Source organism: Palleronia sp. THAF1 (assembly GCF_009363795.1).
Classification (GTDB): domain Bacteria; phylum Pseudomonadota; class Alphaproteobacteria; order Rhodobacterales; family Rhodobacteraceae; genus Palleronia.
Genome location: NZ_CP045420.1, coordinates 990,617 through 1,004,226 on the forward strand (window position 1 = coordinate 990,617; position 13,610 = coordinate 1,004,226).

Below are 13,610 nucleotides of genomic sequence, written 5' to 3' on the forward strand. Positions count from 1 at the left end.
CGCGGCTAGGCGCAGAACACGTCGTACAGCGCGCGCATCAGGGCCACGGTATCGGGGTCGTCGATGCGGTAGTGAATCGTCTGTCGCTCTCGTCTGGTTGCGACCATCCCGGCTGTGCGCAACTTGGCCAGATGCTGCGACAAAGCGGATTGCGATAGATCGAGTGCTGCGCACAAAGCACCGACCGATTGTTCGCCCTCGGCCAGTTTACACAGGATCATCAGCCGGTTGGGGTTCGCCAACAGCGCCAGCCGCTGCGCGACGTTATCGGCCTTGTCCGCGATCTCTGTGGCATCCATTGTATCCATCGCCCATTGCTAAATTAGAAATTACTAATATAGATACCGCACGCATCAGGCAAGGAGCGACCGATGGATCTTGGAACCGTAACACCCTTCACACCGTGGGCCTCGTTGTTCGGCGGCATCCTGATCGGACTGTCGGCGGTCATGGTCATGGCGCTGTTCGGCCGAATCGCGGGGATCGTTGGGATCACCGGTGGCGTGATGGGGCGGGCTGACGACAGCGACTGGCGCTGGGCCTTTTTGGCCGGTCTGATCGTGGCCCCCTTGGTCTACGCGCTGGTGGCCGGCTGGCCGCCGCAGACAGTGCCATCATCGCTGCCGGCAATGGGTATCGCGGGGCTCTTGGTGGGCGTGGGTACCGCGCTGGGATCGGGCTGCACCTCTGGCCACGGGGTCTGTGGATTGGCGCGCCTGTCAGGGCGGTCATTGGTGGCTGTCGTGACCTTCATGGCCTTCGCAGTCGCGACGGTCTTCGTTCTGCGGCATGTGGTCTAGGAGGTGAAGATGCGCACATTCATGGGATTTCTATCAGGACTGGTGTTCGGAGTCGGTTTGTTGATGTCCGGCATGGCCAACCCGGCCAAGGTTCTGAACTTCCTCGATGTCTTCGGCACGTGGGATCCAAGTCTTGCCTTCGTGATGGGCGGTGCCAGCGTGGTGGCGTTCATTGGCTACCGGCTGGTCTGGCAACGCGCCACGCCACTTCTGGATGTGCGTTTTGAACTGCCGACCCGCACCGACATCGACCCCGCGCTACTGACCGGATCGGCGATCTTCGGGATCGGCTGGGGGATCGGTGGCTTCTGCCCTGGACCGGCCTTCACTGCCATCGCCTTCAGTGCGCCCGGCACGTTCGTCTTCGTGGCGGCGATGCTGGCGGGCATTCTTGCAGGGCAGCGCGCGAAGACGGGGATGAGCAAAGCGCCGACGGCTTAAGGCTAAGGGGCTGACGCACGTATCTGCCCGAAGATTCCGCGCAACACGTCTTACAGGGGGTTTCCGCCGCGCCGCGCGCCGTTAGGTGGCAGCGAAAGGAGACCCCTATGACCGATCCATGGTGGAAACACGCCGTCGGCTATCAGATCTGGCCCCGCTCGTTTCAGGACAGCGTCGGGGATGGGATAGGCGATATTCCCGGCATCATCTCACGCCTCGATCATTTGGCGGACCTCGGCATCGGCTTCATCTGGCTGTCGCCGGTCTACGCCTCGCCCCAGCGGGACATGGGTTACGACATTGCGGACTACCGCGCCATCGCACCCGAATACGGCACGATGGACGATATGGACCGCCTGATCGCAGAGGCAGACGAGCGCGGCATCCGCATCGTCATGGATCTTGTCGTCAACCATACCTCGGACCAGCACCACTGGTTCCGCCGCGCGGTGAGCGATCCGAACAGCCCCGAACGCGACTACTATATCTGGCGGGACCAGCGGCCTTCCAACCTGCGCGCCTGCTTTGGCGGGCCTGCATGGGTCTGGAACGAGGCGGCTGGGCAACATTACCTTGGCTATTTCTCCGCCCATCAGCCCGACCTGAATTGGCAGAACCCGGCCCTTCGCGAAGAAATCTGGGACATGATGCGCTGGTGGTTCGACCGCGGCATCGGTGGATTTCGGATGGATGTGATCAGTCTGATCGGCAAGGACGTGGACGCCGAAGTGTTCGAGGAAGGCCCCGACCTGCACCCCTTCCTGCAGGAAATGCACCGCGAGGTTCTGGCGGGCCGCGATGTGGTCTCCATCGGCGAAAGCTGGTCCGTCAGCCCCGAGACTGCGCCATTGTATTGCGGCAAGGGCAGAGACGAGCTGTCGATGGTCTTTCAATTCAACCACATCAAGGCAGGCTGGGACGACATTCACGGCAAATGGAAACCCAAGCCCCGTGACGTGGCCAGTTTGGTGTCAGAACTGTTCACTTGGCAGAAGGCACTGGCCGACGACGGCTGGAACTCGCTCTTCCTGTCGAACCACGATTTGCCGCGACAGGTCTCCAAATACGGCGACGGCGGTGCGTATCGCGCGCGTTCAGCCAAGGCGCTGGCTACTGTGGTTCATCTGATGAAGGGCACGCCGTTCGTTTACCAGGGCGAAGAGATCGGCATGACCAACGTGCGATTCGACCGGCTGGAGCAGTTCCGCGATCTGGAAACGCTGGGGCACTGGGACGAAGAGCGCACGCGCGGTGTCGATTGGGCCGCCTTCCTGAGCGGCGCGAATGAGAACGGCCGTGATAACGCCCGCACGCCGGTGCAGTGGTCCGACGCGCCGGGGGCGGGTTTCACCGACGGGACGCCGTGGATCGAGATCAACCCCAATGCGCGCGATGTGAACGTCGCCGACGATAGCGCCGACCCAGACGGCGTGATGGCCACTTACCGCAGCTTGATCGCACTGCGTCGTGACATGGCAGTGGTGCGGGAGGGTAGGTTCGATGGCATCACGCCCGGCAAAGATGGCGTGGTTGCCTACACCCGAACCCTTGGAGATCAGCGCCTGTCGGTTCTTGCGAATCTGTCGGGAGAGAGTGTCGGATACGATGTGCCCAGTGATCTGGCCGTGAACGGTCGCTGCGTGTTGCACAATGCTGGCGCGCGACGCACGCTGACGGATCACTTCACGTTGCTGCCGTGGGAGGCGGTGGCGATCATCGAGGAATGACACCAATGAAGGTCGCGGTTCTGGACGACTGGTCGGGCACGGCCCGGCAGATGGCGGATTGGTCAAATGCGGGGGATGTCACCTTTTTCGGTGAGCCGATCCCAGCGGTCGCATTGCCTCAAAAGCTGGCGCCGTTCGATGCTATCTGCCTGATGCGCGAACGCACAGCCGTGACCGCCGACTTGATCGCGGCGCTTCCGAACCTGAAGCTGATCGTCACCACAGGGCCACGAAACGCGTCCATCGACATCAAAGCCGCACAGGCCCGCGGGATCACCGTCTGCGGAACGCAATCGCGCAAGACGACGACGTCGGAGCTGACCCTCGGGATGATCCTGACGCAATGCAGGGGTTTGGTGGCAGAATCGGCCCGCATCGAAGCGGGCGGTTTCCAAGGGCCACCGGGCCGCGATCTGGCGGACCTTCGCGTGGGCCTCGTCGGTCTGGGGAATGTCGGACAGCAGGTCGCCACACTGGCCAAGGCGTTCGGCTCGACCGTCAGCGCATGGTCTCCAAACCTGACGCAAGATCGCGCGGCGGCCGCTGGGGTCGGATACGCACAGGCGCTGACCGAACTGGCGGCGCAATCGGACGTCCTGTCCATCCACATGGTAATGGCAGAGGCGACTCGCGATCTGATCGGCCGCGCCGCGCTGGCCGCGCTTCCGAGGGGCGCAATCGTGGTGAACACCTCTCGCGCGGGTCTACTTGACCGCGCCGCACTGTTCGACTGGCTGGCGGACGATCCGACCGCCCAAGCGGCAATCGACGTGTTCGAGGCCGAACCCCTGGCGCCGGACGACCCGTGGCGCAAGGCGCGCACGCGTTTCGGCACGCGTCTCCTGCTGACGCCACACTTGGGCTACGCGACCGAAGCCACTTGGCGTCTGTTCTACACGCAGACGGTCGAAGCTATCGGAGCCTACCGCGCAGGCAGCCCAATTCGGGTCATCGAGGGCTAAAAGTGTTTGGAGACACGCGTAGAAGTGGCAGCCCGTAGGGGAATCGAACCCCTCTTTCCAGGTTGAAAACCTGGCGTCCTAACCGATAGACGAACGGGCCACGTTTGGCGTGGGGTGTGATTAGGCAAAGCGGCGCGGGGGCGCAAGGGGATTTTCGACCGTTTTCGCAGGGAAAATTATGACGCTGAGTAAGGGCCTATCCTGAGGCTCTTGCCGCATCCTCCAGCCTGAGCTGCACACGCGCTCGGCCCTGCCAGTGATTGATCTCCAGCCGCCCGGCAAAGTGAAAGCGCGCGCCGCCGTGGCCTTCGAGCGCATCGCCCAGATCGGTGTCGAACGCGCCAAAGGCGATGGCATCCAGTCGCGGGCCCATCCCATCGGTGAAGGCGATCTTCAGGTGGCTTTCACCGACGCGCCGCGCGCTGGCGATGCGGCAATTGGCGAAAGCGAATCGCGGGGCAGGGGCGCCTTGCCCAAAGGGGCCGGCGCGGTCGATCTCTTCGATCAGCTCGGTCGTGGCGGCGCCGGGCATAAGAAGGCCGGTGATGTTCAGCGCGCGGGCCTCTCCAGCGGCGGCGCCCTGTCGCGCGAGCAGCTCGGATAAGCGCGCCATCGCGTCTTCGATCCGGTCTTCGGCCACCGTCAGACCGGCCGCCATGCGGTGCCCCCCACCCTTGATCAGCAGACCTTCGCCAGCAAGCCGTTGGATTGCCGCACCCAGATCGACGCCGTGTATCGAGCGGGCCGAGCCCTTGCCGATGCCGTCCTCGATTCCGATCACGATAGCCGGGCGGCGTGTCGCCTCTTTCAGTCGCGCGGCAACGATGCCGACGACTCCGGGATGCCAGCCGTCGCCCGCGGCCCAGACCAGCGGACCTTCGGTGTCGCGGGTCTGGGCCTGCAGTAAAGCGGCGTCGCGGACCTGGCCTTCGACTTCGCGCCGGTCGGTGTTGAATTCGTCCAGGCGCTCTGCCAGCGATCGCGCTTCATGCGGATCTGTTGTGGACAGCAGGCGCGCGCCCAGATCGGCGCGGCCCACGCGTCCGCCCGCATTGATCCGGGGGCCAAGGACGTAGCCCAGATGATAGGCGGCGGGTGGCACATCCAGCCGTGCGACATCGGCCAAAGCGGCCAGGCCGGGACGGGCGCGCGTGCGCATCACCTCCAGCCCGCGCCGCACAAAGGCGCGGTTCACGCCGATCAAGGGGGCAACATCGGCGACCGTCGCCAGCGCCACCAGATCGAGCGGGCCCATCAGGTCCGGCCCGCGCTGCCCACGCTCGCGCAGGCGGCGGTTGACCTCGACAAGCAGCAGGAAGACCACGGCGGCAGCGCATAGATGCGCAAGCGCGCCGTCCTCGTCCTGCCTATTTGGGTTCACGACGGCGACGGCATGCGGCAGCGTTTCACCACCCAAGTGATGGTCCAGCACGATGACGTCCGCACCCTGCGCGGCTGCGATAGGCCCATGCGAGAGCGTGCCGCAATCGACCGTGACGATCAGGTCGTGATCGCGGGCAAGGCCGGCCATGGCGGCGTCGTTCGGGCCGTAGCCTTCGTCGATCCGGTCGGGAATATACAGCGTCACGGCGTGGCCCATGTCGCGCAACCAGTTGATCAATAAAGCGGAAGAGCATGCGCCATCCACATCGTAATCCCCGAAAACCGCGATGCGCTGGCCCGCGTCCATCGCTGCGATCAGGCGCACGGCGGCGGGGGCCATGTCCCGCAGGGACAGTGGATCGGGCAGCAGGTCCTTGATGGCGGGGGCAAGGTAGGCGTCGGCGTCCTCTGGCAAGACATTTGCGCGCGATAGCACGCGGGCGACCGGATCGGCCAAGCCGGTTTGCTGAGCGATGGCTTCGGACAGGCGGTCGTCTTCGACACTGGGTCCAAGCCAGTTCCGCCCCGTCAGCGAGTGCGTGACATCCAAGAATGCGCGGGGGGCGTCGTCACGGGGCATGGCTATATATCGTTTGTTCGGGGCATGAGGCCACCATATCGCGGGGGTGCCGTGCTGCAATGGGGGCTGCGCACAAAGCTGGGGATAGCGCGGGAATTCGCCCGGCGCGCCATGGGTATTTCAGAAAAGCAAAGAGAGGCGGTCAGTCTTCGATCACGCGCCAGTGCAGGGGCATACCGGGGTCGAAGACTGTGACCGGACCGTCATCCGTATCGATCTTGGCCGGGTAGGAGACGGGTTCACCTTTTCTTAGGGTGATCGTGTCATCGTTGGCCGGCAGGCGGTAGAAAGCGGGGCCATTCAGTGATGTGAAGTTCTCAAGACGGTCCAGCGCGCCATGCTGTTCAAAGACTTCTGTCAGGATCGACAGGGTGTTCGGCGCGGTGAAGCAGCCCGCGCAGCCGCAGGGTTGCAGCTTGGCGGTATCGGTGTGGGGCGCGCTATCGGTGCCAAGGAAAAAGGCCGTGTCCGTGCCGGTGGCGGCGGCGACCAGCGCGCGGCGGTGGGTCTCGCGTTTGGCAACGGGCAGGCAATAGTAATGGGGACGAATGCCGCCCGCGAGGATGTGGTTGCGATTGATGACAAGGTGATGCGTGGTGATCGTCGCGGCAAGATCGGGCCCGCCTGCGCGCACGTAGTCCACGGCGTCCGACGTGGTGACATGCTCCATCACGACGCGCAGGCCGGGGATGTCGCGGCGGATCGGGTCCAGCACGCGGTCGATGAACACGGCCTCTCGGTCGAAGATGTCGATATCGGGGTCGGTCACTTCACCGTGGACCAAAAGCGGCAAACCGATCTGGGCCATGTTCTCCAGCACGCGCTTCACCTTGGTGAAGTCTTTCACGCCGCTGGCCGAGTTGGTCGTCGCCCCGGCGGGATAGAGTTTGACGGCGGTGATCAGCCCGATCTCGGCTGCGGCGCGCAGGTCGCCAACCTGCGTTTCCTCGGTCAGATAGAGCGTCATCAGCGGCTGAAACTTCGATCCGCGCGGCTTCGCGGACAGGATGCGGTCGCGGTAGTCGGCGGCATCTGCGCCGGTGACGACGGGCGGCACCAAGTTCGGCATGATGATCGCGCGGGCGAAGTGGCGCGTGGTTTCGGGCAGGACGGCGCGCATCATGGCGCCGTCGCGCAGGTGCAGGTGCCAATCGTCGGGGCGGCGTATCGTCAGTGTGTCCATAGGGTCACGTCCTAAGCCTGTTCCCGCGCAGGGTCGAGAGCGGATGACCCCGAACTTGCCGCGATTCGGCCGTGATTCTAGGGTACGTCCAAGCTGGCAGTGGGAGAGTGACGTGCAGGTTCTGACGCAACGCATCGACAGCGCGGATGTCGGCCGGGGCCGTTGCCTTGCGGTTGTCCCACGGGGCGGCGACCGCGTGGCCTGCTTCTTCCCGTCGAGCTTTCCCGAGAACGCGATCACCAACGTGCCGGGCTTCGCGGTGGACTCCATCACCTCGATCGGTGGGGGTCTGATGGTGCAGGGCGACGCGGCGCGAGACGCTGGCGGACGCAGGCTGCCGTTGGCGGGCGATCCGGTTGCGCTGCCGGAAACTGCGCCGCAACTGGAGCTCTTCGCCGGTTTGAACAGCGCACTCGCCTTGCGGCAGGTGGAATCGCCGGAGACGGTGCGCGACTGGCTGCAATGGCACGCGACCCACCACGGATTGCAGGCCGCGCTGATCATCGACCGCGGCGCGCAGGCGGCTGAAGCGCTGGCCAAGGCTTTGATGCAAACCCCTGTCGAGGGGATCGAGCGGGTCGTGATCGTCAGCTTCGATGTCCCCCTTGGCCGCGCGGATCAGGGGCCCGAACAGCATCCGTTCAATGCCCCCGACGCCCCCGGCAAAGACCGGATGGAGCCTCCGGCGCCCGACCCGGAACGCTCTGCCTTCGGCGAGATGATCCTGTATGAGCTGTGCCGCGCGCTGTATCTGGACCGTGCGGCGGGTGTCATGAACGTCGATCTGTCTGACCTGATCACCGACGGCGCGCCCACCGTGTTTGAACAGACCGCGCTGTCACCCGGCGGCCTGCTGCCCCTTATGGCCAAGCGGATCTATCCCTGGGGCGTCGATAGCGTCGACGGCACAGGCTTTGCCGATCACGTCTGCGAGCGTTTCGACGGCAGCATGGCGCATCCCCGTTGGTGCATGATCCCCGACCGGATGCCGGATGGGGCCGTATGGCGCATGGTGCGGATCGGTGGCGCGCAACCGGCCGCGAAGGGCCGCGTCTACTGGCGCGCGATGGCGCTGCGCCACCCAACAGAGAAGATCTCCGAGATCGTGCCCAAGACCGCGCTGATTGAGGATGCGCGCCTGATCCGCACCATGGCCGCCAACTTCGGGCGCGAAGGCCAGCGCCCGCCGGTTGAGGAACTGAACCCGCAAGCGCATTCCGGAACGAACCGCACTTGCATCGTCACCACGATGAAGAACGAGGGGCCGTTCATCCTGGAATGGATCGCCTATCACCGCGCGATCGGCGTGCAGGATTTCTTGGTCTATACGAACGATTGCACCGACGGCACCGACACGATGCTCGATCTGATGCAGGACAAGGGCCTGCTGCAGCACCGGGACAATCCGTTCAAGGATAGCGGCCTGAAGCCTCAGCACGCGGCCCTGCAGGCGGCCGAGAACGAGCCGATGATCCAGGATGCGGATTGGGTCATCTGCATGGATGTGGACGAGTTCATCAACATCCACACCGGCGACGGCACGCTGGCCGATCTTTACGCCGCCGTGCCCGACGCCAACATGATCTCGCTAACATGGCGCCTGTTCGGCAACGCGGATGTGGAAGAGTTCCGCGACGATTTCTTGCTGGACACCTATACCCTGTGCGCGCCGCAGCTGGCGCGCAAACCGCATCAGGCGTGGGGCTTTAAGACGCTCACGCGCAACACGGGCATCTTCAAGAAACTGGGCGTTCACCGCCCCAAGGGGCTGAAGCCCCAATTGGTCGATCACATCAACTGGGTGAACGGATCCGGCAAACCCATGCCAGAGACCGATTATCGCAACGCCTGGCGCTCTACGGTCGAGACCTATGGCTACGATCTGGTCATGCTGAACCACTACGCCCTGCGCTCTGCCGAAAGCTTTCTTGTGAAGCGGGACCGGGGCCGAGTGAACCACGTGGATCGCGATCAGGGCCTGAACTACTGGTTCCGCATGAACCATAATGCGGAAGAGGATCGCTCTATCCAGCGGATGATCCCCGCGTTGCGCGCGGAATACGACCGCCTGCTGTCGGACCCCGAGATTGCCGCTCAGCACGCGAAATGCGTCGCCGCCCACCGCGCCAAGATCGACGAGCTGCGTGCCACCGAGAAATACAAGGCCTTCTACGCCGAGATCACCGGCGACCGCCTGCGCAAGCTCAGCCGGATGCTTGAGCACTTTGGGTCGAACGTCTTCATGGCCGGCCCCGACGTGATCCCCGACGAGGTGATGAACTACGCCGGTCGCCCCGACTATTTCTTTACCGTTCCGGACGAAGAGGTTCCGGGTTAGTACAATAGCCACAATCTTGCCGGATTGTTGTGACATCAGGCCATAATCTGAACAGGACGAATGCCATGCCCCTTCCTGAGATCGGCACGCTGTGGGTCGGCCCCGCGCTAAGCTGGCTGGAACAGCTTTGCCTGAAAAGTTTTGTGGACGCGGGGCATACCGTTCATCTGTTCGCCTATGACAAGATCGATGGCGTGCCCAATGGCGTGACCATGCGGGATGCGTCCGACATCATGTCCGCCGATCAGATCATGCGCCATGCACGCACCGGATCGCCCGCGTATCACGCCGATATCTTCCGGCTGAAGATGATGGCGCAGACCGATTTGATCTGGGCCGACACCGATGCGTATTGCGTGCAGCCGTGGGATATCGATCCCGCCAAGCCGTTTTACGGTTGGATTTCCGACGACGTGGAGCAGGTCAACAATGGCGTTCTTCGGCTTCCCAAAGACAGCCGGACCTTGGATTTGATGACCGAATTCGCCTCTGATCCCTATCCAATCCCGCCGTGGTTGAACGGAAAGCGCCAGGCCGACCTGCGCGCCGCGAAAGAGGCTGGGCAGGGCGTGCATGTGACTGAACTGCCGTGGGGCGTGCTGGGTCCGGATCTTCTGACCCATATGCTCACCGAAACCGGAGAGATCGAACACGCGCAGCCCGGCCATGTCATCTATCCGATCCCGTTCAAGGACACGGTGATGCTGTTCCAGCCGAAACGCCATGCTGCCGCAGAAAAACTGATCAAACCCGACACCCTGTCGATCCACCTGTGGGGGCGGCGCTTCCGCAATTCCGCGGCCAAGCGGGGCGGCGTTCCCGATCCGGCAAGCTACGTCGGTACGTTGTGCGTGCGGCACGGGATCGACCCCGAGCAAACGAGGCACCTCATGAAGCTGAAACCGAATGCGTCCAGTTCCATTACCTCCCTGCCGTCCGACATCGACACATCGATGTTCAGCGATGTGGATGTTGCGAACCTGATCCTGCAGCGTTCGGAAGTGGTCGCCTCGCGAGAAGCGATCCTAGCGTGGGAAGCGGGTGACGATGCACCTTTGCTGAACCTCGCGCAGACTGCGCGTGATGCCGTTCTGACCGGTGCGCTTGAGCGGTTGCGGTCGCGGTGTGATGTGTTCGCGCCCAGCGTCGATGCGCAGAAGCCCAAACGCATCGCGGATATCGGGTGTGGCTACGCCATGGCGTCGCTGGTTCTGTATCACCGCTATCAGTGCGACGTGGTACTGATCGATATCGAGCAAGCGCCGAACCGCCATTTCGGCTTTCAAGACACCGGGGCGGCTTACGCCGATCTCTCCACGGCCCGCGCCTTCCTAGAGGCCAACGGAGTGCCATCGGACAAGATCAAGACCGTCAATCCGCTTAAGCAACCCATCGCAGACGCGGGCACCGTTGATCTGGCGTTTTCGTTGATTTCTTGTGGCTTCCACTATCCGGCTGAGACTTACGCCGATTTCTATCGTGAGCAAGTGACGCCTGAAGGGCAGATCGTGCTGGACATCCGCAAGGGCTCTGGCGGCATTCCGGCCATGAAGAAATTCGGGGCATTGACCGTTCTTGATCAGGAAAAGGGCCTATCGACGATCCTTGTTCAAAAGCAGCCAGAAAACGCATGACACTCGATCCCGCCGATATCCGCGCCATCATGGACGCCTTGGACCGCGACGATGTGGGCAAGGTCGCCGACATCAACGGCCAGGCGCCGGGGCTGATCGCGGCGCTGCAGAAGCGGTACGATTGCAAGGTCGACGTCTTCGGCCTTTGTGCCGACGGAGAGCGGGTCGTCGTGTCGGACGACGAGTTGGACGCTTACTGCATTGCCGTGGGGGCCGCCGGGGGCAACCCGGACCGCATCAAGTCCGCGACGCCTGGCAAGGCGATCCGGCCTTACGACGTGATCGCCAACATCAATGGGTTCGGGTCGCGCCATAAGGTGAAGCACCTGAAACCGTTGATCGAAAACGGCTTCAACGGTCAGACGCGGCTGGTCACGGATATCAAGCAGGGCTCTGGCAGCTATCCCTTCTTCAAGGACTACGGCACAGCGAACACGCTGATCGAGCCGACGAAGGCCGCGCCGGGTCGGGCCGTTGTATCGGCGATCCCGCCGAAGACAAGTGCGGGTGCATGGTCCGAGATCGCGAAGGGACTGGCGGGCGATAGCGGCTGGTTCCGTGATCTGGGCGAGCATTCCATGCTGTTCGAGGATCGCTCGGACACGCTGGTCGTCACCTTCGACAACCTTGATATCGCCATGGATAAGCGAGAGGATCGTCGCCCCTGGGGCTATGCGTTCATCGAAGCCCAGGGGTGGTCGATGCTGGGCGTCATGGCGTCCGGCTGGACGTGGTTTCGCGACCCTGCGGTGGACGCAGAATTTATCCGTCTGCGCGACGAAGGCTTCTTCGAGCGGTTCAGCCGCGTTGTCTTCTACGGCGCATCCATGGGCGGCTACGCGGCGGCAGCGTTCTCTGCCGCTTGTCCAGGGGCGACGGTCTTCGTGACCTCGCCGCAATCGACGCTCGACAAGTCCATCGTGCCTTGGGAAATGCGCTACAAAACCGCGTGGGACCGGGATTTTTCAGGACCCTTCGGCGACGCGTCACTGGCATCACAGTCAGCCTCGGCCGTTCACATCCTGTATGATCCCTACGTCGCCCCCGACGCTGCCCACGCCGCGCGGTTCACGGGCGATAACGTCACGCATTGGCGCTGCCCATTGTTGGGGCATCGGCTGGGGTCCTCTTTGCAGCAGATGGGCGCTTTGAAAGAGATCACCGTCGCTGCCATCGAAGGGCGGCTGGACCGCGATCTGTTCTACACGACGCTTCGCAAGCGACGCGAGTTGCCGCGCTACCAGCGAGAGCTCGTGCACCACGCGCTTGACCGTGGTCACGATGCGCTGGCGCTGAAGGTCTGCAATTTTGTGCTGGCACGGCGCAAGGACAAGGCTCTGGCGGGTATCGTGAAGCAGCTGACCTCTGCAGCTTAGCGTGGTGCTGAAACCTAAGCTGGACGACACGCTGACCGGGTCAGTCGTCCAGCCAATCTGGATACTCACCGCGCGCGTCCATCGCTTGAATGGCAGCGTTCAGGCGCTTGCGGAACATCGGCCCACCGCCGCGCTTCAAGCTGGCCTTGCAAGCCAAGGCAATCAGGCGCTGTCGATCCTGGGCGACAAGGCGGACAATCAGACGCCGCAGCCAGACCAGATCGCCGTGGCGTTTGCGCAGGGCCTTATGGGCGTCGGCGCGGCTCATTTCGCCGCTTCCAAGGCCGTCGATCAGCGGATGCAGCAGGTCCATCCGCTCTAGCACCAGCGCTAGCGATCCGCCCTCTGGATCCGCCATGTAAGGCATAGGGATCAAGGTGACGTTGGCGTTGCGGAATAAGGTGGCATGCATCGCGTCCATCGGCTGTTGGGGATCGAACAACACCATGACTTCTTCCGCGGCTTCGATCATCTCGGGCGCATAAGCGTAGCGTCCGCCGAACGCGATCCGGCGCGCGGACGGAAACCGCGTGTCCCAACCGGCGATGCGGGTTTCCATGGTGGCCTGTGGGGCCAGCGCCACCACACGCGCGCCCGGCGCTGTTACGGAATAGGCGGCCGCCGCGTATCCACCGGCTTCGGCGCCGTAGAATATCACGCGGTCGTATTCGTCGAAGAAGACGTCATCGGCCAGATCGTCGAAGAAGGCGAACACGGCGTTGCTGCGAAACCAGGTGGGGCGGGCGGCAGTGATGTGGAGGACGGACCAGTTCTTGTCTTCGGCAAGGTCCAGCGCCACCGGCAGACCGGATTCGCGTTTCAGCGTCACCTCGACCTCTTCAAAGGACACCATCAATGTCGCTCCGCGGGACACGAGCGTCGCGGTATGATCGGCGTCCAGCACCCGGTGGTAGCCACGATCGCCCGCTGCGGCCTGCAACTGCTCCAGCACGCCTGCGGCATCCACCGGACGAGCTTCTTCGATGTTTGCCACGTCATCTGCTGCCATGGTCTCGGTCATGTCTGCCCCTCTTGGCCGGAACCGGTATTCGGCCCCACACGAAGACCGTCTTCGGTGATACCTAATGCCAACCCAAGGCAATTTTAAGGAAGGAAGGGGACGGTTGCTGGCCCGTGATGGGCATTCGCGCTTGCCGTGCGGGTCAGCGATGGCCTATGTCTGCTG

11 protein-coding genes and 1 tRNA gene are annotated in these 13,610 nt (G+C 63.4%); 7 read left to right on the forward strand and 5 right to left on the reverse strand.

Features of this window, described 5'->3' with window-relative positions:
- Positions 1-5: 5 nt before the first annotated feature.
- Positions 6-299, reverse strand: a complete 294-nt coding sequence (locus tag FIU81_RS04995) for an ArsR/SmtB family transcription factor (protein ID WP_216644279.1) — start codon at positions 297-299, stop codon at positions 6-8.
- A gap of 72 nt (positions 300-371) precedes the next feature.
- Between FIU81_RS04995 and FIU81_RS05000 the strand changes: the two genes are divergently transcribed.
- From FIU81_RS05000 to FIU81_RS05015, 4 genes are all read left to right on the forward strand, one after another.
- Positions 372-800, forward strand: a complete 429-nt coding sequence (locus FIU81_RS05000; RefSeq protein WP_124112397.1) for a YeeE/YedE family protein — start codon at positions 372-374, stop codon at positions 798-800.
- Positions 801-809: 9 nt separating this feature from the next.
- Positions 810-1,241, forward strand: a complete 432-nt coding sequence (locus FIU81_RS05005) for a DUF6691 family protein (RefSeq protein WP_124112398.1) — start codon at positions 810-812, stop codon at positions 1,239-1,241.
- A gap of 107 nt (positions 1,242-1,348) precedes the next feature.
- A complete protein-coding gene (locus FIU81_RS05010) occupies positions 1,349-2,968 on the forward strand; it encodes an alpha-glucosidase (protein WP_124112399.1) in 1,620 nt (539 codons plus the stop codon).
- Positions 2,965-3,930 carry a D-2-hydroxyacid dehydrogenase family protein gene (locus tag FIU81_RS05015; RefSeq protein WP_254696003.1) on the forward strand — a complete coding sequence of 322 codons (966 nt, stop codon included), beginning with the start codon at positions 2,965-2,967 and terminating at the stop codon, positions 3,928-3,930. Before FIU81_RS05010 ends, FIU81_RS05015 begins: the two co-directional genes overlap by 4 nt.
- 25 nt (positions 3,931-3,955) lie before the next feature.
- Here the strand turns inward: FIU81_RS05015 and FIU81_RS05020 are convergent.
- The 3 genes from FIU81_RS05020 to pyrC all read right to left on the reverse strand — a co-directional run bounded on the left by FIU81_RS05020 (position 3,956) and on the right by pyrC (position 7,076).
- Positions 3,956-4,030, reverse strand: a tRNA-Glu gene (locus FIU81_RS05020).
- A 96-nt stretch (positions 4,031-4,126) separates the two neighbouring features.
- The gene (gene recJ, locus FIU81_RS05025) at positions 4,127-5,893 is read right to left on the reverse strand and encodes a single-stranded-DNA-specific exonuclease RecJ (RefSeq protein WP_124112400.1); all 1,767 of its coding nucleotides are present in this window, start codon (positions 5,891-5,893) and stop codon (positions 4,127-4,129) included.
- A gap of 142 nt (positions 5,894-6,035) precedes the next feature.
- Positions 6,036-7,076 (reverse strand): dihydroorotase, encoded by a 1,041-nt coding sequence (pyrC, locus tag FIU81_RS05030; RefSeq protein ID WP_124112401.1) that lies wholly within the window; start codon positions 7,074-7,076, stop codon positions 6,036-6,038.
- 112 nt (positions 7,077-7,188) lie between these two features.
- On the opposite strand from pyrC, the gene FIU81_RS05035 reads away from it, so the two are divergent.
- The 3 genes from FIU81_RS05035 to FIU81_RS05045 all read left to right on the forward strand — a co-directional run bounded on the left by FIU81_RS05035 (position 7,189) and on the right by FIU81_RS05045 (position 12,424).
- Complete coding sequence (locus FIU81_RS05035) at positions 7,189-9,414, forward strand: glycosyltransferase family 2 protein (protein WP_172971401.1); 2,226 nt, start codon at positions 7,189-7,191, stop codon at positions 9,412-9,414.
- Between the two features lie 65 nt (positions 9,415-9,479).
- Positions 9,480-11,048 carry a class I SAM-dependent methyltransferase gene (locus FIU81_RS05040; RefSeq protein ID WP_124112403.1) on the forward strand — a complete coding sequence of 523 codons (1,569 nt, stop codon included), beginning with the start codon at positions 9,480-9,482 and terminating at the stop codon, positions 11,046-11,048.
- Positions 11,045-12,424, forward strand: coding sequence for a hypothetical protein (locus tag FIU81_RS05045; RefSeq protein ID WP_124112404.1), 1,380 nt, complete (start codon positions 11,045-11,047; stop codon positions 12,422-12,424). Before FIU81_RS05040 ends, FIU81_RS05045 begins: the two co-directional genes overlap by 4 nt.
- Before the next feature lie 40 nt (positions 12,425-12,464).
- On the opposite strand, the gene FIU81_RS05050 is transcribed toward FIU81_RS05045, so the two are convergent.
- On the reverse strand, positions 12,465-13,445 hold the full coding sequence (locus FIU81_RS05050) for a phosphoadenosine phosphosulfate reductase (protein WP_124112405.1): 981 nt from the start codon (positions 13,443-13,445) through the stop codon (positions 12,465-12,467).
- Between the last annotated feature and the right edge of the window lie 165 nt (positions 13,446-13,610).

Bases quoted from the DNA above. Each gene is read 5' to 3' on its own strand.
- FIU81_RS05000 (WP_124112397.1), top strand. From the start codon at position 372: ATGGATCTTGGAACCGTAACACCCTTCACACCGTGGGCCTCGTTGTTC.
- recJ (WP_124112400.1), bottom strand. From the start codon at position 5,893: ATGCCCCGTGACGACGCCCCCCGCGCATTCTTGGATGTCACGCACTCG.
- FIU81_RS05050 (WP_124112405.1), bottom strand. From the start codon at position 13,445: ATGACCGAGACCATGGCAGCAGATGACGTGGCAAACATCGAAGAAGCT.
- pyrC (WP_124112401.1), bottom strand. From the start codon at position 7,076: ATGGACACACTGACGATACGCCGCCCCGACGATTGGCACCTGCACCTG.
- FIU81_RS05040 (WP_124112403.1), top strand. From the start codon at position 9,480: ATGCCCCTTCCTGAGATCGGCACGCTGTGGGTCGGCCCCGCGCTAAGC.
- FIU81_RS05015 (WP_254696003.1), top strand. From the start codon at position 2,965: ATGACACCAATGAAGGTCGCGGTTCTGGACGACTGGTCGGGCACGGCC.
- FIU81_RS05010 (WP_124112399.1), top strand. From the start codon at position 1,349: ATGACCGATCCATGGTGGAAACACGCCGTCGGCTATCAGATCTGGCCC.
- FIU81_RS04995 (WP_216644279.1), bottom strand. From the start codon at position 299: ATGGATGCCACAGAGATCGCGGACAAGGCCGATAACGTCGCGCAGCGG.
- FIU81_RS05045 (WP_124112404.1), top strand. From the start codon at position 11,045: ATGACACTCGATCCCGCCGATATCCGCGCCATCATGGACGCCTTGGAC.
- FIU81_RS05005 (WP_124112398.1), top strand. From the start codon at position 810: ATGCGCACATTCATGGGATTTCTATCAGGACTGGTGTTCGGAGTCGGT.